Source organism: Pseudonocardia sp. EC080619-01, assembly GCF_001420995.1.
Lineage (GTDB): Bacteria > Actinomycetota > Actinomycetes > Mycobacteriales > Pseudonocardiaceae > Pseudonocardia.
In genome coordinates, this window is record NZ_CP012184.1 from 1,596,699 (window position 1) to 1,619,606 (window position 22,908).

Consider the following 22,908-nt stretch of genomic DNA (forward strand, 5'->3'; position numbering starts at 1 on the left):
GGCGTCAGAGCTCCGGGTAGAGGGGGTGGCGGTCGGCGAGTGCGGTGACGCGGCCGGACAGGACGTCCAGCTCGGACCCGGTGACGCCCGGGCGCAGCGTGCGGGCGATGACGTCGGCGACCTCGGCGAACTCGCCGGCGCCGAAGCCACGGGCGGCGAGGGCGGGGGTGCCGATCCGGAGGCCCGAGCTGACCATCGGCGGCCGGGGGTCGAACGGGACGGCGTTGCGGTTGACGGTGATCCCGACCCGGTGCAGCCGGTCCTCGGCCTGCTTGCCGTCGAGTTCGGACTCGCGCAGGTCGACCAGGACGAGGTGCACGTCGGTACCCCCGGAGACGACGCCGACGCCGGACTCGTCGAGCAACCGGGACGCGATGAGCTGCGCGCCGTCGAGCGTGCGCTGCTGGCGCTCGGCGAACGCGGGCGTCCCGGCGAGCCGGAACGCCACGGCCTTGGCGGCGATCACGTGCTCCAGCGGGCCGCCCTGCTGCCCCGGGAAGACCGTCGAGTTCAGCTTCTTCGCGAGCTCCGCCCTGGCGAGGATCACGCCCCCGCGCGGGCCGCCGAGGGTCTTGTGGGTGGTGCTGGTGACGACGTCGGCGTACGGCACCGGCGACGGGTGCAGCCCGGCGGCGACGAGCCCGGCGAAGTGCGCCATGTCGACCATCAGGTACGCGCCGACGGCGTCGGCGATCCGCCGGAACGCGGCGAAGTCGAGGTGCCGCGGGTACGCCGACCACCCGGCGACGATCAGCTTCGGCCGTCGCTCGTGGGCCAGGCGCTCGACCTCGTCCATGTCGACCCGGTGGTCGTCGGGGCGGACGTGGTACGCCGCGACGTCGTAGAGCCGGCCCGAGAAGTTCAGCCGCATCCCGTGTGTGAGGTGCCCGCCGTGGGCGAGGTCCAGGCCGAGGATCGTGTCGCCCGGGTCGAGCAGCGCGGCCATCGCTGCGGCGTTGGCCTGCGCCCCGGAGTGCGGCTGGACGTTCGCGAACCCGGCCCCGAAGAGCTCCGTCAACCGGTCGATCGCCAGCTGCTCGATCACGTCGACGTGCTCGCAGCCGCCGTAGTAGCGCCGGCCCGGGTAGCCCTCGGCGTACTTGTTGGTCAGGACCGACCCCTGCGCCTCCATGACCGCCTGCGGCGCGAAGTTCTCGCTGGCGATCATCTCCAGGGTCCGCCGCTGGCGGCCGAGCTCGGCGGCGACGGCGGCGTGCACCTCGGGGTCGGTGTGCTGCAGCGACCCGTCCAGCGGGCCGGTGGACGCACCCGGCCCGGTCCCGATCCGGTCCACGGCGGACGTCGTCATGGCCACCTCCACATATCTGAACAAGAGGATTGATATATCAACACGCACGAGACTGGCACGCCTGGTTCTGCACGGTCAAGAGGCCGTCAGGGGCGACTCGGACGCATCGCCGGGCGGCCTGCTGCGGGCCCCGGGCATGCGTGTGGTGCAGGCCCGCCGGGGACCTGCACCACACGCGCGACCACCGGCTACAGGCGTCCGGCCAGCTCCCGGCGCCACCGGCCGAACGGGCGGGGCCGGTCGATCCCGACGACGCCGACGGGCTCGCCCGCGGCGTCCAGGAAGAGCGCCAGGAGACCCGCCGCGGGCTCCGCGGGGTCGCCCTCCTCCACCCGGACCGTCCCGTCCGCCGCGCGGTGCCCGGCGAACTGGATCCGGTGGCCGTACTGGTCGGACCAGAAGTAGGGCACGGCGTGGTGCGACGGCAGCGTGTGCGTGGTCCCGAGCAGCGCCGCGATGGCGACCGCGGGTTGCTGCAGGGCGTTGGTCCAGTGCTCCAGCCGCAGCCGGCTCCCGGTGTAGTCGCGGTGCGTCCGGGCACAGTCCCCGACCGCGACGACCCCGGGCAGCGCCGTCACCCCGCGGGAGTCGGTGACGACCCCGTCGTCGAGCTCCAGCCCGGACCCCGCCAGCCACTCCACGTTGGGCGCGGCACCGATGCCGGCCACCACCACGTCGGCCGGGAGCTCCCGGCCGTCGTCGAGCCGGACCGCGGTCACCCGGGGCGACCCGCCGAGCCCGGCGACGCCGGTCCCCCGGTGCAGGCGCACCCCGTTGTGCTCGTGCAGGAGGCCGCAGGCGGCCCCCAGCTCCGGACCGAGCGCGCGGTGCAGCGGGACCGGGGCGGCCTCGACGACGTCGACGTCGAGCCCGAGCCCGGCCGCGGTCGACGCGACCTCGGCGCCGACGAACCCGGCTCCGATCACGACCAGCCGCCTGCCCGGTACGAGATCGGCCCGCAGGGCGCGGGCGTCGTCGAGGGTGCGCAGGGTGTGCGCCCCCCGGGGGAGCTCGCCCGGGAGGGTGCGGGCCCGGGCCCCCGTGGCGAGGACGACGGCGTCGGAGGCCAGGCGCTCGCCGTCGTCGAGGGTGACGACCCGGCCCGGACCGTCGAGCGCGATCGCCGTGCGGCCGAGCCGCCACTCGGCCGCCGGCTCGGCGTCGTCCGGCCCGGCGAGCGCGATGTCCTCCTCGGACGCGGAGCCCGCGAGGAACTCCTTCGACAGCGGGGGCCGGTCGTACGGGGCGTGCTTCTCGTCGCCCACGACCACGATCCGGCCGTCGAAGCCCTGCTCGCGCAACGCCCGGACGGTCGCGAGCCCGGCGAGCGAGGCCCCGACCACGGTCACGTCGCGCATCAGGGCGCGACCCCGGTCGCCAGCCCGGCCGTCTCGGCGCCGGCCGGGACGGACTCGTCGACGAAGACCCGGTCGTCGTCGACGACCACGGCATGGGTGCGGACGGGTGTCTTGGCGGGCGGGCCGCTCGGCCGGCCGGTGCGGAGGTCGAAGCAGGCCGCGTGCAGCGGGCACTCGACCGCGCAGCCCTCGAGCCAGCCGTCGGACAGCGAGGCGTCCTGGTGGGTGCAGGTGTCGTCGATGGCGAAGAGCTCGCCGTCGACATTGAACACCGCGATCGCCACCGTCCCCAGGACACGAACGGACTCTCCGACCGGGATGTCGGACAGCTCGCCCACGAAGATCATGGTTCCTCCTGTGTTGCCTATCGCGAAACTCGCCATCTCATGCGCAACCGTAGGATGGGGCCGGCACTGCCGGTCGTCAACGAGTGATTTCGCCGCGCGACCGGGTCCGGAGCAGCCGAAACACCGGCGTCACACGTCCGGAGCAGACCGGTGACACACGGGTCCCCGCGTCGGCCGACTGTCCGGGCGCCCGGACGGCCGCGCGGGGACCGCCCGGCGCACCGGATCGACTCCGGCTGTCGCACAAGGGGTCGGCCACCAGGGGATCCACTCGGGACACGGCTCACCAGCTCGCCGTCGGACGACGACGGGGGCGGACGGGGGACCACACGGCGCCACGGACCGCAGGACCCCGCCGACCGGATGAAAGATATATCACTGATGGACCACGTACGACATGTCGGCCACGATGGCCGGGTTGCGACACTGCGCCGCGACGTGCCTCCAGCGCCGGAAGGAATCCGAATGACCGTGTCAAGCCGCGATAGCGGGTTGTGGTGCGGTGATGGTGAACATCCTCCGGTCACGCAGCAGGGCCCACAGGACGTCGACCAGGCGTCTGGCCAAGGCGAGCAGAGCCTGGGTATGAAGCATTCTTTCGCTGCGTTTGCGCTGGTAGAAGGCCCGGGACGGGCCATTGACCTTGAGGCTGGACAGTGCGGCCATGTAGAACACTCGCCGCAGGCGGCGGTTGTAGCGTCGTGGGCGACGCAGGTTCCCGCTGATCCGGCCGGAGTCCTGGGGCACCGGGACGAGTCCGGCGTAGGAGGCCAGCCGCCCTGGAGAGGTGAATCCGCCCAGTTCAGGGCCGACACCGCCGTGGGTGGCGGTGAGGAACTCCGCGCCCAGGATGGGTCCGAGACCGGGCGGCGACTCGATGATCGCCGCGTCCGGGTGGGAGCGGAACACGGTGGTGATCAGCTTGTCGGTGTCCTTGATCTCCCGGTCGAGTTCCAGCAGTCGTCGGGCCAGGCCGGCAACAAGGATCGCGGTCCGCGTCTCGCTGGGCAGTGCCACGGTCTGGGCGTGGGCGACCTCGACCGCGGTGGCGGCCATCGCAGCAATACCCGGTGCCCACGCCCGATGGGCACGCAGGTACTCGATCACCCCTGCCTCGCCGGCGTCCCGGAGGGCCTGGGGTGTCTGGAACCCGGTGACCAGCACCAGAGCGCTGCGGGTGGAATAGTCGAATGCCGCCTCGAGACCGGGAAAGATCGACCCGAGCAGGTCACGCAGCCGGTTGACCCCGCGCACCCAGTCGGCCATCAGGTCCTCGCGATGGGCCACGAGCCGGGCCAGTTCGGCAGTGGTCTCATCAGTGGCGGTGACCGTGGTGAGGTCGGCGCCGCGCATGCGGGCGGTCTCGGCGATGACCTTCGCGTCACGGGCGTCGGTCTTGGCCTCGCCCCGGAACACGCCGCTCATCCGGTCGACGACCCGACCGGGGACATAGACCACCTGCTGGTCGGCCGCGGTGAGGACCACCTGCAGCAGCGCCGCATAGCTGCAGGTCAGGTCGATGGCCCACCGCACGTCCTGGGCCGCTTCCGCAGCGCGGGCCAGCAACGCCTCGATCGCGGCCTGGTCGTTGCTGACCTTGCGGGAGAACACCACCTTGCCGTCGGTATCGATCGCGCACGCATGGTGCGTCCTCTTCCCGACGTCGATCCCGATCCAGATCACTGGCCGTTGCGCCACGCGCAGGCTCCTGTCGTTGCAGGTCACGCCCGTGGACAACCCGCCATCAGGTCCCTAATCAGCGACGGTCCGCACAGATCCGAATCAGTGGCCAGGCCTGTCCAGCACGACGGGGCGGCCATTCCTTCCGAGCCACCGAAGCGACAACACCTCATCAGCCACACCCCGTCGTCCCGGGCATCCGGGGCACCAACCCCGAACACCTACGACCTTAGGGGACCCCATGACCAGCAGCCCGCGGAGACGCCCGCGGGGCGGGCCCGCTCCGGCGGTCGAGGAGGAGCGCACGGTCCGCCGCGCGGCCACCGCGGCGTCGATCGGGAACGTGGCCGAGTGGTACGACTTCGGGCTCTTCTCCTACCTCGCCGCGGTCGTGCTGAACCGGGTGCTCTTCCCGGAGGCCGGCGAGTGGTCGGGCGTGCTGACCCTCGGGACGTTCGCGGCGGCCTTCGTCGTGCGCCCGCTGGGCGGGTTCGTGTTCGGCCCGCTCGGTGACCGGATCGGACGGACCCGGGTCCTCTCCTTCACCGTGCTGCTGATGACGGTGGCCACCCTCGCACTGGGCCTGGTGCCGAGCCACGACACGATCGGGATCGCCGCACCGCTGCTGGTGCTGTTCATCCGGATGCTGCAGGGCTTCTCGGCCGGCGGCGAGTACACCGGCGCGCTCACCCTCGTCGCCGAGTACGCACCGGACCGGCGGCGCGGGTTCTTCGGCAGCTGGCTGGAGTTCGGCACGATCACCGGCTACACACTCGGGGCCGGTGTCTGCGGCACGGTGGTCGCCGTGCTGCCCGAGGAGGACCTCCTCGCCTGGGGCTGGCGGATCCCCTTCGTCCTCGCCCTGCCGCTGGGCGTCGCCGGCATCTACCTGCGGATGCGCCTGGAGGACACCCCGGCCTTCCGCCAGCTCATGGACCGCTCCCCCGCCCTCTCGACGATGCCCTACCGGCGCGCGATGCAGATCCTGCTCACCCGGTACCGGGCCCCGGCACTGGTGGCCGGCGGCCTCGTCGTCGCGTGGAACGTCACCAACTACGTGCTCACCAACTACATGCCGACCTACCTGACGAGCACCCTGCCCCGCTACGGCGAGGACGGCGCGACCGGCGCCGCCGGGGCCATGCAGGTGGCGGTGATGCTGTTCGTGCTCGGCATCGTCGTCCCGGTCGGCAGGCTGAGCGACCGGATCGGCCGCAGGCCGATCCTCATGACGGGCGGCCTCGCCCTGGTCGTGCTGGGCCTGCCCGCGGTGTGGCTGATGCGCGACGGCCTGCTCGGCCAGACGATCGGCCTGCTGATGGTGGGAACGATCCTGGCGTGCTTCGCCGCCGTCGCCCCCTCGACGCTGCCCGCGCAGTTCCCCACGATGGTCCGATACGGCGGCCTCGGTGTCGTCTTCAACCTGTTCGTCTCGATCTTCGCCGGTACCGCGCCCACGATCATCGAGACCGCCGTGACCACCACCGGTGATCTCGACTGGCCCGGCTACTACCTGGTCGGCGCGGGCGTGGTGGGCGTGGTCAGCGTGCTGTTCCTGCAGGAGTCCGCGGGCAGGCCGCTGGCGGGCGCGGCTCCGCTGACCTCCAGTGCGGACCTGCCACCGCCACCGCTCTCGGCGGACGGGATCCCGATGGAGCAGCCCCGCAGGCACCGCCCGCACTGACGCCGCCCCGGTGCTGGGCACACTCTTGGCAGGTTTGATATATCAGTCTAGTATCTTCTGTACGTCCAGCGTCCGGCGGCGACGGGAGCCCTCGTGACCATCTCCGTGTTCGACATGTTCAAGGTCGGCATCGGGCCGTCGAGCTCGCACACCGTCGGGCCCATGCGGGCCGCCCACCTGTTCGTCGGCCGGCTGGCCGCGTCCGGTCTCCTGGCGCGGACCGCGTCGGTCCGGGTGGAGCTGTTCGGCTCCCTGGGCGCGACCGGGCACGGGCACGGCAGCGTCCCGGCGGTCGTCCTCGGGCTGGCCGGACACGAGCCGCACCTGGTCGACCCGGTCCGGGCCGGCCCGCTGGTCGACGCCGTCCGCGCGGACGGCCGGCTCCGGCTCGGCGGCTCCCACGAGATCGCCTTCGCGGTCGACGACGACGTCGTGCTGCACCGGAACCGGAGTCTCGACCTCCACCCGAACGGCATGCTGCTGCACGCCCGCGCCGCCGACGGCACGGTGCTCGAGCGCCGCGAGTACTACTCGGTGGGTGGCGGGTTCGTCCTCGACCCCGGCACGGCGGACGGCCCGGCCCTCGTCGAGGACGACACCCCGGTCGCGTACCCCTTCACCACCGGTGACGAGCTGCTCGGCCTGACCCGCACGCACGGCCTGCCGATCTCGCAGGTCATGCTCGCCAACGAGCTGTCCTGGCGGACCGAGGCGCAGGTCCGCGCGGAGCTGCTGCACATCTGGTCGGTGATGCAGGAGTGCGTCGAACGGGGCACGACGACGGGGGGCGTCCTCCCCGGCGGGCTGCGCGTGCGGCGCCGGGCCGCCGCGCTGCGCGCGCACCTGGAGGCGGCGACCGGCGAGCCGGACGCGTTGCACGCCATGGAGTGGGTGACCCTCTACGCGCTGGCCGTCAACGAGGAGAACGCCGCGGGCGGCCGCGTGGTCACCGCCCCGACCAACGGCGCCGCCGGCATCGTGCCCGCGGTGCTGCACTACGCGGCGAGGTTCGTCCCCGGTGTCGACGACGACGCCGTCGTCCGCTTCCTGCTCACCGCGGGCGCGGTGGGGGCGCTGTTCAAGGAGAACGCCTCGATCTCCGGGGCGGAGGTCGGCTGCCAGGGCGAGGTCGGCTCGGCCTGCGCGATGGCGGCGGCCGGGCTGGCCGAGATCATCGGCGCGACCCCGGAGAAGGTCGAGAACGCCGCCGAGATCGGCATCGAGCACAACCTGGGGCTGACCTGCGACCCCGTCGGCGGGCTGGTGCAGATCCCGTGCATCGAGCGCAACGCGGTGGCGTCGGTCAAGGCGATCACCGCGGCCCGGATGGCGCTGCACGGCGACGGCACGCACCACGTCTCACTGGACAAGGCGATCACAACGATGCGGGAGACCGGGGCGGACATGAAGGACAAGTACAAGGAGACCGCCCGCGGCGGGCTCGCGCTCACCATCGTGGAGTGCTGAGGTGACCGCGCTCCCCCACTCCGCGGCCCACCCCGACCTCCTCCTGGAGTTCGACACCCCGGTCTCGATGGCCGACCGCGCCTACGTCGCCCTCCGCGACCAGCTGATCATGCTCGTCATCCCGCCACTGGCCCCGATCGACGACGAGGGCGTCTCGGCCGTGCTCGGCCTCGGGCGCACCCCCGTGCGGGAGGCGATCAAGAGATTGCAGAGCGAGCGGCTCCTGGTCTCCTACCCGCGTCGCGGGACGTTCGCGACGGCCGTCGACATCTCGGACCTGCGCGACGTCTCCGACGTCCGCACCGCGCTGGAGCCGCTGGCCGCGCGCCGGGCGGCGGAGTCCGCCCCGCCCGCCCGGCGCGCGGAGCTCCGCGCGCTCGCGGAGCGGATCCGGGCGCTCGACCCCGGACGGACGGGACGCACCGAGCTGATGCGGTGGGACGTCGCGGTGCACCGGTCGATGTACCGGGCCGCGGGCAACCCCTACCTCGAGGACACGCTGACCCACCACCACAACCTCGCGACCCGGATCCACTGCCTGTTCCTGGAGCGCCTCGACCACGTCGACCGGCACGTCGGCGAGCACGGGGACATGCTGACCGCGATCGCCGACGGCGACGCCGCACGGGCCGAGGCGATCTGCCGCGAGCACGTGACCGGGTTCGAGCGGGCCGTCCGCGCGGTGCTGTGACGGCCGTCGCTCGGGCACCGCACAGCGACCCGCCATGATCCGGAAATGGGACACTTCCGACGTGACTGCCACGCCTTCCCCGCACGGACCCGGCGACCTCCGTATCGACGAGGAGGAGACCGACCTCCGCATCGGCGCCCCCGCCGACCACGCAGCAGGGCTGAAAGCCGTGCGGGTGTCGATGTCCCGGGCGCTGCGCCAGATGGGCCCGGTCCGGACGGCGAAGAACCTGCTCACCCTCAACCAGGTCGACGGGTTCGACTGCATGTCGTGCGCCTGGCCTGACCCTCAGGGACACCGGCACACCGCCGAGTTCTGCGAGAACGGGGCGAAGGCCGTCTCCTGGGAGGGTCAGCGCGACACCGTCGGGCCGGAGTTCTTCGCCGAGCACCCGATCTCCGAGCTCGACGAGCGCACCGACTACTGGCTGGAGAGCCAGGGCCGGCTCACCCACCCGATGGTGCGCCGGGACGGCGCCGACCACTACGAGCCGATCTCCTGGGACGACGCGTTCGCCCTGGTCGGCAGGCACCTGCGGGAGCTGCCCTCACCCGACGCGGCGGCGTTCTACACCTCTGGGCGGGCGTCCAACGAGGCCGCGTTCGTCTACCAGCTGTTCGCGCGCGCCTACGGCACGAACAACCTGCCCGACTGCTCGAACATGTGCCACGAGTCCACCTCGGTCGGGCTCGGCCGGACCATCGGCGTCGGCAAGGGCACGGTCTCGCTGCAGGACATCCACGAGGCGGACCTGATCATCGTCTCCGGGCAGAACCCGGGCACCAACCACCCGCGGATGCTGTCCGCCCTGGAGATCGCGAAGCGCGACGGCGCGACGATCCTGGCGATCAACCCGCTGCGCGAGGCCGGGCTGCTGCGCTTCGACAACCCGCAGCGCCCCACCGGGCTCGCCGGCCGGGGCACCGAGCTGGCCGACCTGTTCCTGCAGATCCGCTCGAACGGGGACCTCGCGTTCTGGCAGGCGATCGGGCACCTGCTGCTCGCCGCCGAGGAGCGCGACCCCGGCAGCGTGATCGACCGGGAGTTCGTCGAGGGGCACACCGTCGGCTACGAGGCGTGGGCCGGGCACGTCCGCGACCTCGACTGGGACGCGGTCCTCGCCGCGACCGGGCTGACCCGCGCCGAGATCGAGGAGGCGGCCCGGCTCATCGCCTCGTCGAAGCGGACGGTGAACTGCTGGGCGATGGGGATCACCCAGCACCGCAACGGCGTCGCGACCGTCCAGGAGATCGTCAACGTGACGCTGGCCCGCGGCATGATCGGCAAGCCGGGCGCCGGCCTGTGCCCGGTGCGCGGCCACTCCAACGTGCAGGGCGACCGCACGATGGGCATCTGGGAGAAGGCGCCCGACGCGTTCCTCGACGCGCTCGGCACCGAGTTCGGCTTCGACCCGCCCCGCGAGCACGGTCACGACGCCGCGGCCACCGTCCGTGCGATGCGGGACGGCGACGTCCGCGTCTTCGTCGGGCTCGGCGGCAACTTCGCCGCGGCCATGTCGGACACCGGGGTCACCGAGGCCGCGCTGCGGTCCGCCGACCTCACCGTGCAGATCTCGACCAAGCTCAACCGCAGCCACCTGGCCGCCGGTCGCGACGCGCTCGTCCTCCCCGCCCTCGGCCGCACCGAGGCCGACCGCACCGGCGGGCTCGTGCAGCGGGTGACGGTGGAGGACTCGATGTCGGCGGTGCACGCCTCCCGCGGGAGGGCCACGCCGGCCGGGCCGCTGCTGCGCTCCGAGGTCGACATCCTCTGCGGTGTCGCACACGCCACGCTCGGCGACCGCCACGGCATCCCGTGGCGGGACTTCGCGTCCGACTACTCCCGTATCCGGGAGCGCATCGGTCGCGTCGTGCCCGGCTGCGAGGGCTACGAGGAGCGGATCAGCCGCCGCGGCGGCTTCACGATGCCGCACCCGCCGCGCGACTCCCGCACCTTCCCCACCGCGCAGGGCCGGGCGGTGTTCACCGTCAACCCGCTGGAGGTCGCGACGGTGCCCGAGGGACGGCTCGTGCTGCAGACGATCCGCAGCCACGACCAGTTCAACACCACGGTCTACGGCCTCGACGACCGCTACCGCGGCATCTACTCGGGCCGGCGCGTGCTGTTCGTGAACCCCGACGACCTGCGCGAGCTGGACCTGGCCGACGGCGACCACGTCGACATCGTGTCCGAGTGGGAGGACGGGATCGAGCGGCGTGCCCCACGGTTCCGGCTCGTCTCCTACGACACCCCGAAGGGCTGTGTCGCCGGGTACTACCCGGAGACGAACCCGCTGGTGCCATTGGACTCGCAGGCCCTGGAGTCGGGCACGCCCACCTCGAAGTGGGTCGTCGTGCGGCTGGTCCCGGCGGCCTGACGGAGCGGCCGCGTCGTGGAGCCGGTCCGGCTCCACGACGCGGGGTGGGTCGGTCCCTGCGGGGTGGGTCAGTCCCTGAAGCGGAACGGGGCCAGCGCCTCGGCCAGCCGCACCGGGTCGCCGTCCTCGCCGGGGGCGTGGTGGAAGCCCTCCGCCTCGGCGAGGCCGATCAGGCGGCGCTCGTCGAACAGCGCGCAGACGTAGCGGACGGTGTCCTCGCCGATCTCGGAGACCGCGACCCGCAGCTGGTAGATGCCCGGGTAGTGCACCTCGTCGAGGTACTGCACCGACAGCGACGACGGCGAGAGGCCGTCCAGCGGTCCGCCCGCCGGGTAGCCGAGGACGTCGGAGTGCAGCTCCGCCAGGCCGTCGAGGTACCAGGAGGCCAGCGCGACGTTGTTGACGTGCCGGTTGGTGTCGAGATCGGTGAACCGGGTGCGGACGTCCCAGCGGAACGGGTAGTTCTCGCGGACCGCGCGGTCGTCCCCGCGCTCGGGGCGGGCCGGGGCCGGGGCGTCGATCCGCAGCGCGGCCAGCGCGTCGCGGACCTCGTCGGTCAGCGGGGCCGGCTTCTCACCGTCGGTGTGCACCGAGGTCGACTCGCCGGTGGCGACGCACTCGTCACCGGCGAACACGGCGTAGCGGTAGGAGAACGACGTCGTGCCGATGTGGGAGACGCCGACGCCGATCCGGTAGGAGCCCGTGACGCGCAGCGGGGCGAGCACGTCGACCCGGATCGCGGCCAGGAGCAGGCGGACCCGGGACTGCAGGCGGGCGACGAGGTCGGCGCCGAAGGTGTCGCGCTCGACGGCGACCCGGGCGTCCTCGAACCAGCGCACCAGCGCGTCGCGGCCGATCCGCCGGCTCGGGTCGAGGTCGGCGTAGCGCGCCTCGTGCTCGATCAGCACCGGGAACTCGCCCGGCAGCGGAACCGTCGGGTTCTCAGTCGTGGTTGCAGCTGTCACGCCCTCCATCGTGACGCTGTGTCTGCGCTCACCGGCCACCGGCTGCCCGATATCACACGTGGTGAGCATCGCTGTGACACAGCGTGCGCGTGTCGGGTTCCCCCGTCCGACCGTGACCGTCGGGGGTGCTCGGTAACCTCCTCGTGTGCCCGCTCCCTTGCAGACCCGCGACCTGCCCGGCGTGCACGAGCTGTTGGAGACCGCCGTGTCCTCGGTGGGGGGTTCCCGCCGCGAGGGCCAGGACCGGATGGCCGACGCCGTGCGCCGGTCGCTGTCGTCCGGCGAGCACCTCGCCGTCCAGGCCGGGACCGGCACCGGCAAGTCGCTGGCCTACCTGGTGCCCGCGATCCGGCACGCGATCGCCCGCGACACCACGGTCGTCGTGTCCACGGCGACGATCGCGCTGCAGCGCCAGCTCGTCGACCGCGACCTGCCGCGAGTGGCGACGAGCCTGAAGAAGGTGCTCGGGCGGGAGCCGACGTTCGCGATCCTCAAGGGCCGCCGCAACTACCTGTGCCTCAACAAGCTCCACGGCGACATGGACGACGACCCCCTCGAGGACCAGCTCTTCGACGCGTTCGCGGTCTCCGCGCTGGGCCGCAACGTGAAGCGGCTGCACGACTGGGCCTCCGACACCGAGACCGGCGACCGCGACGAGCTCGTCCCCGGCGTCCCCGACACGGCGTGGCGGCAGGTCTCCGTCACCGCGCGGGAGTGCCTGGGCGCGAGCCGCTGCCCGGTCGGCGAGGACTGCTTCGCGGAGAAGGCGCGGGCCGAGGCGGGCCGGGCCGACATCGTCGTCACCAACCACGCGCTGCTCGCGATCGACGCCATGGGCGAGGCGCAGGTGCTGCCCGAGCACGACGTCGTGATCGTCGACGAGGCGCACGAGCTCGTCGACCGGGTCACCGGCGCCGCCACCGCCGAGCTCACCGCGGGCACCGTCGCGACCGCGGCGCGGCGCTGCGGCAAGCTCGTCGACCAGGAACTGGCCGACCGGCTCAGCGAGGCCGGCGAAGGGCTCGGCGCGGTCCTGGAGGATCTGCCGCCGGCCCGCTGGGAGTCGCTGCCGACCCCGGCGTCGGGAGCCCTGAACGCGATCCTCACCGCCGCCGCGGGCTGCCGGCAGGCGATGGGAGGCCAGCGCCGCGCCGACGACGCCGATCCCGACGGCGCCGCCGCCCGCAAGCTCGCCCTCGCCGTGCTCGACGAGGTGTCCGAGACCTGCGTCCGGCTGGTCGACACGTTCTCCGAGACGGATCCCGCGAAGCGGCGCGACGTCGTGTGGCTCGGCGAGCAGGGCCCCGACGGCAGCCGGTACAAGGTGGTCCGTGTCGCCCCGCTGTCGGTGGGCGGGCTCCTGCGGGAGCGCCTGTTCAACTCCCGGACGACGGTGCTGACCTCGGCCACCCTCGCGCTCGGCGGGTCGTTCGACGCGCTGGCCCGGCAGTGGGGCCTGCCAGCCTCGCAGCCGAAGGAGGCCGGCGACACGCCGCCCGGTGAGCCGGTGGGACACGGCCCGGTCCAGGATCCGGAGGCCCCGCGCTGGCAGGGCCTCGACGTCGGGTCCCCGTTCGCGCACGGGAAGTCGGGGATCCTCTACCTCGCGAAGCGCCTGCCCGCCCCGGGCCGCGACGGCCTGGCCCCGCAGACGCTCGACGAGATCGAGGGCCTCGTCCGGGCCGCCGGCGGCCGCACGCTGGGCCTGTTCTCCTCCACCCGGGCCGCGAAGCAGGCCACCGAGGCGTTGCGCGGCAAGCTCGACACCCCGCTGCTCTGCCAGGGCGACGACTCGACGATGCTGCTGGTCAAGCGGTTCGCCGAGGACGAGGAGACCTCGCTGTTCGGCACCCTGTCGCTGTGGCAGGGGGTCGACGTGCCCGGCCCGTCGCTCTCCTGCGTGATCATCGACCGGATCCCGTTCCCGCGCCCGGACGACCCGCTGGTCGCGGCCCGGCAGAAGGCCACCGACTCCCGGGGCGGGAACGGGTTCCTGTCGGTCTCGGCCACGCACGCCGCGCTGCTGCTGGCCCAGGGTGCGGGCCGGCTGCTGCGCTCCACCGACGACCGCGGCGTCGTCGCCATCCTGGACCCGCGGATCGCGACCGCCCGCTACGGCGGGTTCCTCCGGGCCAGCCTGCCGCCGTTCTGGGAGACCACCGACGTCGAGAAGGTGCACGGCGCCCTGAAGCGCCTGCGCGGCGCCTGACGCCGGCACCGGATCACCGCCGAGGTCCGCCCGGTCCGCCCGGTCCGGCCGGTCCGCCGGATCCGCCGGGTCCGCCTTCCCCGGGGCGGTACGGCCGGTCCCGGCCCAGCCGGAGCGCGGGGTCCGGGCCGGGGACCCCCGGCCGCCCGGGGCCGCGGGCCGGGGCGGCCGGGCCCCTCGCCCCCGCCGGTTCCGGGTGGCCGCGCTGCGCCACCGGGTCCCGGCCGGGTGCACCGGGGCGGTGCCGTCCGAGCGGGGGCGGGGAGGCGGCGTCGCCGGTCACCGCGCGCTGCACCCCGGCCCCGGTCAGCGCCCGGACCGACATCTGCGCGAAGCCCGCGGCGTCGGGCCGCTCGGCTCCCAGCACCGAGCCGAGGTAGCCCAGCAGGAAGCCCGCCGGTACGGAGACCAGGCCCGGGTTGCTCAGCGGGAACCACGCGAAGTCGAGATCGGGCAGCATCGATCCCGGCGTGCCCGACACCGCGGGCGAGAAGACGATCAGGGTCAGGGTGACCGTGAGTCCCCCGTAGATGCTCCACACCGCGCCGGTGGTGGTGAACCGCTTCCAGAACAGCGAGTACAGCAGGGTCGGCAGGTTCGCCGACGCGGCCATGGCGAACGTCAGGGCCGCCAGGAACGCGATGTTCTGGCCGTTGGCGAGGATCCCGCCCGCGATGCCGACCAGGCCGATGACCAGCGTGACCCGGCGCGCGACCCGGACCTCCTCCTCGGCGGTGGCCTTGCCGTTGCGGATCAGCTGCGCGTAGACGTCGTGCGCGAACGCCGCGGCCGCGGTGATCATGAGTCCGGCGACGACGGCGAGGATCGTCGCGAACGCCACCGCCGAGACCAGCGCGAGCAGCACCGGCCCGCCGATCTGCAGCGCCAGCAGTGGCGCGGCCGAGTTGACGCCGCCGGGCGCGGCCAGGATCGCCTGCGGGCCCACCAGCGCGGTGGCGCCGTAGCCGAGGACGAGCACCAGCAGGAAGAACGTGCCGATGATCCAGATCGCCGACACCACGGACCGCCGGGCCTGACGGGCGTCGGGAACCGTGTAGAAGCGCATCATGATGTGCGGGAGCCCGGCCACCCCGAGCACTCCCCCGAGCGCCAGTGACAGCAGGTCTAGGTTCGCGGTGAGGCTGCCGCCGTAGAGCAGCCCGGGCTGCAGGACCGCCTCGCCGCCGGGGTGGTTCTCGACCGCCGACGTGAGCAGGGCGGGCAGGCTCAGGCCGGAGGCTCCGAGCACGAACGCCGCCATCACCAGGCCGGTGACGAGCAGCAGGCAGGCCTTCACGATCTGGATCCAGGTCGCGCCGGCCATGCCGCCGACCAGGACGTAGCCGATCACGACCGCACCGACGCCGGCGATCACCGCGGACTGGGCGGCGCGGTCGGTGACGTTGAGCAGCAGCGCGATCAGACCGCCCGCGCCGGCGAGCTGCCCGAGCAGGTAGAGCGTCGAGATCACCACCGCCGAGGTGGCTGCCGCGGCCCGGACCGGCCGCTTCCGCAACCGGTACCCCAGGACGTCGGCCATCGTGTAGCGGCCGGTGTTGCGCAGCAGCTCGGCGACGAAGAACAGCGCCACCAGCCAGGCCACGAAGGCCACCACCGCGTAGATGTACCCGTCCGGGCCGGCGACGGCGACCGCGCCGACGATGCCCAGGAACGTCGCGGCCGAGAGGAAGTCGCCGGACAGGGCGAGCCCGTTCTCCGTCCCGGAGAACCGGCTCCCCGCGGTGTAGTAGTCCGAGGTCGCCACCCCCGACCGTCGCCGGACCCGCATCACGAGGACGAAGGCGAACAGGATGAACGCGGTGAACACGGCCATGTTCAGCACCGGGTCCCCCGGTGCGGGCACCGCCGCGGCGAGGATCGGGTCGCTCACGTGCGGACCCCCTCGAGCCGGCCGCGGATCTCGTCGGCGAGCGGGTCGAGCCGGCGGTTCGCGTACCGGACGTAGGCGGCGGTGAGCGCGAAGGTCGAGACGAACTGGGCGACGGCCAGCACCAGCACCAGCGTGAGGTCCCCGACGACCTTGGTGCCCATCAGCCCGGGGGCCCAGGCGGTGAGCCCGATGAAGACGAAGAACCAGAGCAGGAACCCGGCCGTCGCGGGGAGGACGAATCGCAGCAGGCGGCCGCGGAGCTCCTCGAACTGCGGGCTCTCGGCCGCCGCGACCCACACGTCCCGGCCGGCTCCCCCGAGACCCGGCGGGGTGGGGGGATACACCGGGGGCGGTGACAATTCACGGGGGTAGTTCATACTCTCCGTAACGAGAGACCTCTTTGCGGGTTATGTGGGTCACACAAGCACTACGGTGTCGCCCCGATATTCGCCGCTCTCGACACGGTCCGTGTCACTACGCAACGCCGCCGACGACGCCGTGCTGCGCGCCCCGGGTCCCCGCGTTAGGTTGTGCGCAATCGAAACCACGACACGAGGAGCAGAGCATGGCGGACGCGGTGTACACGACCGAGGCGATCTCGTCGGGCGGTGGCCGGGACGGCCGGATCCGCACCGATGACGGCTTCATCGACCAGGACCTGAAGATGCCCCCCGGCCTCGGCGGCCCCGGTGGCGCGACCAACCCCGAGCAGCTGTTCGCCGCCGCGTACGCGAGTTGCTTCCACGGTGCGCTGCGCCTCGTCGCGGGGAAGAAGAAGGCGGCGGTCCCGGACGGCGCCACCGTCACCGCGCAGGTGAGCCTCGCCCCGGACGACACCAGCTTCGCCGTCTCGGCGCAGATCACCGCGAACCTGCCGGGCCTCGACCAGGCCGACGCCGACGCGCTCGTCGAGGCCGCGCACCAGGTGTGCCCGTACTCGAAGGCCACCCGCGGCAACGTCGACGTCCAGCTGGCGACGACGGTCTGAGTCAGCCCGGGTGCTCGACCCCGAGGCACGTGACCGTGCCCGGGGCGACCTCGGTGAACCCGGCGTCCCGGACCGCGACGAGTCCGGGCCCGCCCCGCTCCAGCGCCGTGCGGTACCGCTCCCAGTCGGCGGGGCGGGGGGTCCGCACGGCGCACCGGGGCACGCCCGGCTCGTCGGCGACCGGCCAGCCGCCGACGGCTCCGAGGATCATCGTGGCGTGCCCCACCTGGGCCGCCGCCTTGCCGACGGACATCTCCACGTGCGGGTTCAGCAGCACCAGGGGCGTGTCCGCGGGCGGCGCACCGGGGTCGTCCGGCTCCAGCTCGGTCCCCCCGATCTGGAGCCGGGAGACGGTCTTCGGGACGTCGTCGACCGGGCCGGGGAGCAACGCCCGGGCCTCCGCTCCGCCGACCTCGACGGTCACGCCGGGCAGGTCCTGCACCGCCCGCCAGTGCGCCCCACGCGCCCGGCGGGCGATCTTGCGGATGCGGCCGTCGATCCAGGTCTCGACGGCGTCGTGCCACTCGCCACCCGGCTGGGCCCGCGGGTCCAGGCACACCGCCACCGCGGCGGTCGCGGCCGCCTCCAGGAGCGGGGTACGGCCCGGGAGCGGGTCGCGTTCGATGCGCAGGACCACCGGCATGGCGCGGACGACGCCGTCCGGCTCGGGCGGGATCTCCCGGCGGCGTGCTCCGGTGCCGTAGCGCTCGGCGAGCAGGCCGAGGACGGGGTCACCGACCACGTCGCTCACGCGATCGGGACCCGCCGCAGCACGCCCTCCTCGGCGTCCGCGGCCTCCACCTCGTCGCGGGTGATCCCCAGGACGAACAGCACGACGTCGAGGTAGGGCACCGTCACCGAGGTGTCCGCGACGTCGCGCAGCGCCTGCTTGGCGTTGAACGCGACGCCGAGCCCGGCGGTGGAGAGCATGTCGATGTCGTTGGCGCCGTCGCCGACCGCGACCGACTGCCCGATCGGGATCTCGTGGGCCTCGGCGAACCGGCGCAGCGCGACCGCCTTGCCGGGCCGGTCGACGACCTCGCCGGTGACCCGGCCGGTCAGCCTGCCGTCGACGATCTCCAGCTCGTTCGCGGCGACGAAGTCGAGCTTGAGCTCGTCGGCCAGGCCGGCGATCACCTGGGTGAACCCGCCGGACACGACGCCGCAGCGGTAGCCGAGGCGCTTCAGCGTGCGGATCGTCGTCCGCGCGCCCGGGGTGAGCTCGATCTCGGCCGCGACCTCGTCGACGACCGAGGCGGGCAGCCCCTTCAGGGCCGAGACCCGCGCCGCGAGCGACTCGGCGAAGTCCAGGTTCCCGGCCATCGCCTCCTCGGTGACCCGGCGGACCTCGGCCTCGACGTCCGCCCCGGCCCGCGCGGCCAGCATCTCGATGACCTCGCCCTGGATCAGGGTGGAGTCGACGTCGAAGACGATCAGCCGCTTGCTGCGGCGGGCGAGGCCGGCCCGCGCGACGGCGACGTCCACACCGGCCGACCGGGCGACCTCGACCAGGCGCTTGCGCAGCGTGCCGGGCGGGTAGGAGTCGGCGTCGCCGTCCGGGACCGGGGAGACCAGCAGCTCCAGCCCGGTGACGGGGTAGTCGGCGACCCGGCGGATGGCGTCGATGTTCGCACCCACCGCGGCGAGCTCCGCCGCGATCGCGCCGAACGCGCGGGCGGTGATCGGCCGCCCGAGCACCGTGACGACGTGGGTCGGCTGCGGACGGGGATCGGTGCGCCCGTCGCGCTGGATCTCGATGTGGACCGACATGTCGATCGAGTCCATGGCCTCGCCCACGGACTCCTGCAGGTCCTCGGGATCACCCTGCGGGACGACGAGCGCCCCGAGGGTCAGCCGCCCGTTGACGACCACCTGTTCCAGGTCGAGGAGCTCGACACCGGCGGCGGTGAGGGCGGCGAAGAGGACGGAGCTGACACCCGGACGGTCCGGCCCGGTCACCGTGACGAGCACGGTGGACGGGGCCGGACCGGGAGCGGCTACCGCCACCTCAGTTGGACTTGGGGTCGTCGTCCGGCCAGGACTCCTTGCCGACCTCCTTGGCCAGCACCTCCGTCGGGTGTGCGCGGCCACCGACGTGCGCCTCGGCGCGCGCCTTCTCGACCAGGTGCGGGTAGTGCAGGTCGAACGCCGGCCGCTCGGACCGGATCCGGGGCAGCTCGGTGAAGTTGTGCCGCGGCGGCGGGCAGGAGGTCGCCCACTCCAGCGAGTTGCCGAAGCCCCACGGGTCGTCGGACTGCACGACGCGACCGAACCGGTAGCTCTTGAACACGTTGTAGAAGAACGGCAGCGTCGACGCACCGAGCACGAACGCACCGATCGAGGAGATCATGTTCAGCGTCGTGAAGCCGTCCATCGGCAGGTAGTCGGCGTACCGGCGCGGGTAGCCCTCGTTGCCCAGCCAGTGCTGCACCAGGAACGTCAGGTGGAACCCGACGAAGGTCAGCCAGAAGTGGATCTTGCCGAGGGTCTCGTCGAGGAACCGCCCGGTCATCTTCGGGAACCAGAAGTAGATCCCGCCGAACGTCGCGAACACGATCGTGCCGTAGAGCACGTAGTGGAAGTGCGCGACGACGAAGTACGTGTCCGACACGTGGAAGTCCACCGGCGGCATCGCGAGCAGGATGCCGGTCAGGCCACCGAAGAGGAACGTGACGAGGAAGCCGACCGAGAACAGCATCGGCGTCTCGTAGGTGATCTTGCCCTTCCACAGGGTCCCGATCCAGTTGACGAACTTGACGCCCGTCGGGATCGCGATCAGGAACGTGGTGAAGGAGAAGAACGCCAGCATGACCGCGCCGGTGGCGTACATGTGGTGCGCCCACACCGCGACCGACAGCGCCGCGATCGCGATCGTCGCGAAGACGAGGCCCTTGTAGCCGAACAGCGGCTTGCGCGAGAAGACCGGGAAGATCTCCGACACGATGCCGAAGAACGGCAGCGCGACGATGTAGACCTCGGGATGGCCGAAGAACCAGAACAGGTGCTGCCAGAGCACCACACCGCCGTGCTCCGGGTTGAACACGTTCGCACCGAGGTGCCGGTCCGCGGCCAGGCCCAGCAGGGCCGCGGTCAGGATCGGGAACGCGATCAGGATCAGCAGCGCGGTGATGAAGATGTTCCAGGTGAAGATCGGCAGCCGGAACATCGTCATGCCCGGCGCGCGCATGCAGACGATCGTGGTGATGAAGTTGACGCCACCCAGGATCGTGCCCAGGCCGGAGACGACCAGGCCCATGATCCACAGGTCGCCACCGACGCCCGGCGAGCGGATCGCGTCGGACAGCGGGGTGTAGGCGAACCAGCCGAAGTCCGCGGCGCCGCCCGGGGTCAGGAACCCGGAGACGACGATGATCCCGCCGAACAGGTAGAGCCAGTACGAGAACGAGTTCAACCGGGGGAACGCCACGTCGGGCGCGCCGATCTGCAGCGGCACGATGTAGTTGGCGAAGCCGAACAGGATCGGCGTCGCGAACAGCAGCAGCATGATCGTGCCGTGCATCGTGAACAGTTGGTTGTACTGCTCGGTGGACAGGAACTGCAGCTCCGGTCGCGCGAGCTCGGCGCGGATCAGCAGCGCCATCACGCCGCCGACCGCGAAGAACGCGAACGACGTGCAGAGGTACAGGATCGCGATGTCCTTCGGATCCGTCGTCCTCAGCATCCTGAGGAACGTGGATCCCTTGCCCTCCCGGCGCGCCGGATACGGGCGCGTCGAGATCGGCTTGGGCTCGACCGCTGTCACCTGGGCCTCCATGCACTTGCCTGACCTGAGCACGTCCTCGCGGACGGGAGGACCTTACTTCCCGACCGGCGAGCGCCGCCCGTCCGGTCGGTGAAGATCCACCCGGGGTCCCCGACCGTTCGCGCGGCGCGCGCCGATTGTGCTCTACGAAGGGTAGAACCGACACCCCCCGGGCGCGCAGTCAGGGCCTCCTTCGGGGGTGTGGGAGGGCGCGGAGGGTGCCGCGCTTACCGTGTCGGGGTGGTCGTGCCGACTCCTCCAGAGCCCGGCCGGCCGGGGTCCCGGCGGCGGGAACCCGGCTGGGACGTGCTGCGCAGCGGGTTCGTCCTGCTGGTGGTGCTCTACCACGCCACGCACCTCGGGCCGGTGCTCCATCCGGAGCTCATCCCCCGCCGGCTCTCCTTCGACCACCAGGTCGGGGCGAGCCTGCTGCTGGTCGTCTCCGCCTACTTCGCGTGCGCCACCCTCGGCAGGCACTCCCCGGGCCGCTACTGGTGGGGCCGGGTGGCGCGGCTGCTGCCGGCCTTCCTCGTCGCCGTCCCGGTGGCCTGGGTGGCGCTGCGCTTCCTCTCCCCCGAGGACTGGGCGTCGCCCGACGCGCGCGAGGTCGTCGTCAACTGGCTGATGCTGGGGAACTGGGACACGGTCCGGTACCCGTGGCTCGACCCGGCCTTCTGGACGCTGCCCCTGCAGCTGATGGCCTTCACCGCGGCGGCGGTGCTCAGCACGACCCGGTGGGGCTTCGGCCCGCGGCTGCGGGTGCTGCTGTGGACGATGGTGCTCGTCCCGCTGCTGCTCTGGCCGCTGCGGGCCCGGCCGGACGACCCGGCCGACCCGCCCGAGTGGTACCGGATGATCGTCGACGGCTTCGGGTTCCACCGGCTGCACCTGTTCGTCGCCGGGATCGCCGTCTGGCTGTGGTCGACCCGGCGGATGGGCAACGGGCACGCGCTCGCACTGCTGGCGTTCTGCGGGCTCGCGCAGTTCGTGCACGGCCTCATGCCCGGCCCGGACGGGGTGCTGCGGGTCGATCTCGACCACATCGACGCGGTCGCCGCGGCACTCGTGTGCGTCGGCATCGCGCTGGTCGCGCTCGTCGCCCGGCTCCCCCGCCCCGGCGGCTGGATACCGGCGCCGCTCGCGACCGCCTTCCGCAGGCTCGCCGGCATCTCCTACGGCGTCTACCTGATGCACCAGACCGTCGGCTACGTGGTGATGCGCCGGCTCCAGGACGTCGGCGTGGGGCCGCTGCTGCAGTCCGCGGCGATGCTGGTCGTCGCGGTACTGCTCGGCTGGCTGCTGACCCGGCTCGTCGAACGCCCCGCGCACGGGGTGCTCATGCGCAGCTGGGACCGGGTGGCCGCCCGCTAGCGCAGCGGCTCGAACACGTCGGTCCAGACGTCCGGCGCGGAGGCCGGGTTGGGCTGCACGTCGACGATGTAGAACTCGGTGCCCAGACCCATCGCGAACACCGGCTCGGGCATGGTCAGCATGAAGTGGTCCGGGCCCATCTGGCTGGCGTGCGCCCGCATCGAGGCGCGCTTGGTCTCGGCGTACTCGACGGCCTCCACCCGGTGTGTGATCTCCGACTCGGGCTTGCCGAACGAGCCGTCGTCGGGGAGCTCGGGCATCTGCCAGTCGCCGCCGCGCTCCTTCTGGAGGCCCCGCATCCCGCGCATCAGCCAGTCCCGGTTGGTGGTGTTCTGCGCGACCACCGGGACACCGGCGAGCTCGCCGGCGCGGGCGCCGACCCGGTGCACCTGGATGTGGTCGGGGTGGCCGTAGCCGCCGTTGTCGTCGTAGGTGGTGAGGACGTCCGCCTCCTCCTCGCAGATCAGCGCGAGGCGCCGGGCGGCGTGCTCCACCGACGCCTGCCAGAAGCAGTACGGCGCGTCGTTCGTCGGGTCGCCCATCATCCCGGAGTCGACGTAGCCGAGGAACTCGACGCGCGCGACGCCGAGCACGCGGGCGGACTCGTGGCACTCCGCGGAGCGGCGCACCGGGAGCTGCTCGCCGTCGGCGAGCACACCGGGCACCGGCTCGCCGAGCTCGCCGCGGGTGGCGAACACGAGCACGACACGGTGTCCGAGCGCGGCGGCCTTGGCGAGCGTGCCGGCGGTGCCGATCGACTCGTCGTCGGGATGGGCGTGAAAGCTGACGAGGGTCCCCACGGCGGGCG

General features: G+C 72.7%; 17 protein-coding genes and 1 pseudogene. 7 read left to right on the forward strand and 11 right to left on the reverse strand.

From position 1 onward, the window contains the following. Nucleotides 1-4: 4 nt before the first annotated feature. The 4 genes from glyA to AD017_RS07360 all read right to left on the reverse strand — a co-directional run bounded on the left by glyA (nucleotide 5) and on the right by AD017_RS07360 (nucleotide 4,712). Nucleotides 5-1,309 carry a serine hydroxymethyltransferase gene (gene glyA / locus AD017_RS07345; RefSeq protein ID WP_082538351.1) on the reverse strand — a complete coding sequence of 435 codons (1,305 nt, stop codon included), beginning with the start codon at nucleotides 1,307-1,309 and terminating at the stop codon, nucleotides 5-7. Between the two features lie 188 nt (nucleotides 1,310-1,497). Beyond that, on the reverse strand, nucleotides 1,498-2,667 hold the full coding sequence (locus tag AD017_RS07350; protein ID WP_060573677.1) for an NAD(P)/FAD-dependent oxidoreductase: 1,170 nt from the start codon (nucleotides 2,665-2,667) through the stop codon (nucleotides 1,498-1,500). Then, nucleotides 2,667-3,014 (reverse strand): bifunctional 3-phenylpropionate/cinnamic acid dioxygenase ferredoxin subunit, encoded by a 348-nt coding sequence (locus AD017_RS07355; protein WP_060573679.1) that lies wholly within the window; start codon nucleotides 3,012-3,014, stop codon nucleotides 2,667-2,669. The genes AD017_RS07350 and AD017_RS07355 overlap by 1 nt, the downstream gene beginning before the upstream one ends. Before the next feature lie 474 nt (nucleotides 3,015-3,488). Next, complete coding sequence (locus tag AD017_RS07360) at nucleotides 3,489-4,712, reverse strand: IS110 family transposase (protein WP_060573681.1); 1,224 nt, start codon at nucleotides 4,710-4,712, stop codon at nucleotides 3,489-3,491. Between the two features lie 223 nt (nucleotides 4,713-4,935). Between AD017_RS07360 and AD017_RS07365 the strand changes: the two genes are divergently transcribed. The 4 genes from AD017_RS07365 to AD017_RS07380 all read left to right on the forward strand — a co-directional run bounded on the left by AD017_RS07365 (nucleotide 4,936) and on the right by AD017_RS07380 (nucleotide 10,913). Beyond that, on the forward strand, nucleotides 4,936-6,378 hold the full coding sequence (locus AD017_RS07365; RefSeq protein WP_060573683.1) for an MFS transporter: 1,443 nt from the start codon (nucleotides 4,936-4,938) through the stop codon (nucleotides 6,376-6,378). A 93-nt stretch (nucleotides 6,379-6,471) separates the two neighbouring features. Continuing rightward, nucleotides 6,472-7,845, forward strand: a complete 1,374-nt coding sequence (locus AD017_RS07370; RefSeq protein ID WP_060573685.1) for an L-serine ammonia-lyase — start codon at nucleotides 6,472-6,474, stop codon at nucleotides 7,843-7,845. 1 nt (nucleotide 7,846) lies between these two features. Further along, nucleotides 7,847-8,536, forward strand: a complete 690-nt coding sequence (locus AD017_RS07375; protein ID WP_010240846.1) for a GntR family transcriptional regulator — start codon at nucleotides 7,847-7,849, stop codon at nucleotides 8,534-8,536. 61 nt (nucleotides 8,537-8,597) lie between these two features. Further along, nucleotides 8,598-10,913 (forward strand): FdhF/YdeP family oxidoreductase, encoded by a 2,316-nt coding sequence (locus tag AD017_RS07380; RefSeq protein WP_060573687.1) that lies wholly within the window; start codon nucleotides 8,598-8,600, stop codon nucleotides 10,911-10,913. A gap of 68 nt (nucleotides 10,914-10,981) precedes the next feature. Here the strand turns inward: AD017_RS07380 and AD017_RS07385 are convergent, their stop codons facing one another. Beyond that, a complete protein-coding gene (locus tag AD017_RS07385; RefSeq protein ID WP_145984109.1) occupies nucleotides 10,982-11,878 on the reverse strand; it encodes a thioesterase family protein in 897 nt (298 codons plus the stop codon). Nucleotides 11,879-12,023: 145 nt separating this feature from the next. Between AD017_RS07385 and AD017_RS07390 the strand changes: the two genes are divergently transcribed. Continuing rightward, the gene (locus AD017_RS07390; RefSeq protein ID WP_060573689.1) at nucleotides 12,024-14,087 is read left to right on the forward strand and encodes an ATP-dependent DNA helicase; all 2,064 of its coding nucleotides are present in this window, start codon (nucleotides 12,024-12,026) and stop codon (nucleotides 14,085-14,087) included. Nucleotides 14,088-14,367: 280 nt separating this feature from the next. Here AD017_RS07390 and AD017_RS07395 read toward each other — a convergent pair. Further along, a pseudogene (locus AD017_RS07395) lies at nucleotides 14,368-15,921 on the reverse strand (cation acetate symporter); the annotation flags it as partial. 53 nt (nucleotides 15,922-15,974) lie between these two features. Further along, nucleotides 15,975-16,277, reverse strand: a complete 303-nt coding sequence (locus AD017_RS07400) for a DUF485 domain-containing protein (protein WP_082399101.1) — start codon at nucleotides 16,275-16,277, stop codon at nucleotides 15,975-15,977. Nucleotides 16,278-16,543: 266 nt separating this feature from the next. Here AD017_RS07400 and AD017_RS07405 point away from each other — a divergent pair, with 266 nt between their 5' ends. Beyond that, the gene (locus AD017_RS07405; RefSeq protein ID WP_060573691.1) at nucleotides 16,544-16,966 is read left to right on the forward strand and encodes an organic hydroperoxide resistance protein; all 423 of its coding nucleotides are present in this window, start codon (nucleotides 16,544-16,546) and stop codon (nucleotides 16,964-16,966) included. A gap of 1 nt (nucleotide 16,967) precedes the next feature. On the opposite strand, the gene AD017_RS07410 is transcribed toward AD017_RS07405, so the two are convergent. Genes AD017_RS07410 through ctaD form a run of 3 tightly spaced genes read right to left on the reverse strand, consistent with a single transcriptional unit; the run spans nucleotide 16,968 to nucleotide 20,729 of the window. Continuing rightward, nucleotides 16,968-17,717, reverse strand: a complete 750-nt coding sequence (locus AD017_RS07410) for a peptidyl-tRNA hydrolase (protein ID WP_010231625.1) — start codon at nucleotides 17,715-17,717, stop codon at nucleotides 16,968-16,970. Beyond that, a complete protein-coding gene (gene serB, locus AD017_RS07415; protein ID WP_010231629.1) occupies nucleotides 17,714-18,937 on the reverse strand; it encodes a phosphoserine phosphatase SerB in 1,224 nt (407 codons plus the stop codon). The genes AD017_RS07410 and serB overlap by 4 nt, the downstream gene beginning before the upstream one ends. Nucleotides 18,938-18,974: 37 nt before the next feature. Next, entirely contained in the window at nucleotides 18,975-20,729 is a 1,755-nt protein-coding gene (gene ctaD / locus AD017_RS07420) for a cytochrome c oxidase subunit I (RefSeq protein ID WP_010231630.1), read from the reverse strand. A gap of 240 nt (nucleotides 20,730-20,969) precedes the next feature. Between ctaD and AD017_RS07425 the strand changes: the two genes are divergently transcribed. Next, entirely contained in the window at nucleotides 20,970-22,100 is a 1,131-nt protein-coding gene (locus tag AD017_RS07425; protein ID WP_227012686.1) for an acyltransferase, read from the forward strand. On the opposite strand, the gene AD017_RS07430 is transcribed toward AD017_RS07425, so the two are convergent. Continuing rightward, nucleotides 22,097-22,900, reverse strand: a complete 804-nt coding sequence (locus AD017_RS07430) for a PIG-L family deacetylase (RefSeq protein ID WP_060573692.1) — start codon at nucleotides 22,898-22,900, stop codon at nucleotides 22,097-22,099. The genes AD017_RS07425 and AD017_RS07430 overlap by 4 nt on opposite strands. Nucleotides 22,901-22,908 lie beyond the last annotated feature (8 nt).

Bases quoted from the DNA above. Each gene is read 5' to 3' on its own strand.
- AD017_RS07350 (WP_060573677.1), bottom strand. From the start codon at position 2,667: ATGCGCGACGTGACCGTGGTCGGGGCCTCGCTCGCCGGGCTCGCGACC.
- glyA (WP_082538351.1), bottom strand. From the start codon at position 1,309: ATGACGACGTCCGCCGTGGACCGGATCGGGACCGGGCCGGGTGCGTCC.
- AD017_RS07355 (WP_060573679.1), bottom strand. From the start codon at position 3,014: ATGATCTTCGTGGGCGAGCTGTCCGACATCCCGGTCGGAGAGTCCGTT.
- AD017_RS07405 (WP_060573691.1), top strand. From the start codon at position 16,544: ATGGCGGACGCGGTGTACACGACCGAGGCGATCTCGTCGGGCGGTGGC.
- AD017_RS07365 (WP_060573683.1), top strand. From the start codon at position 4,936: ATGACCAGCAGCCCGCGGAGACGCCCGCGGGGCGGGCCCGCTCCGGCG.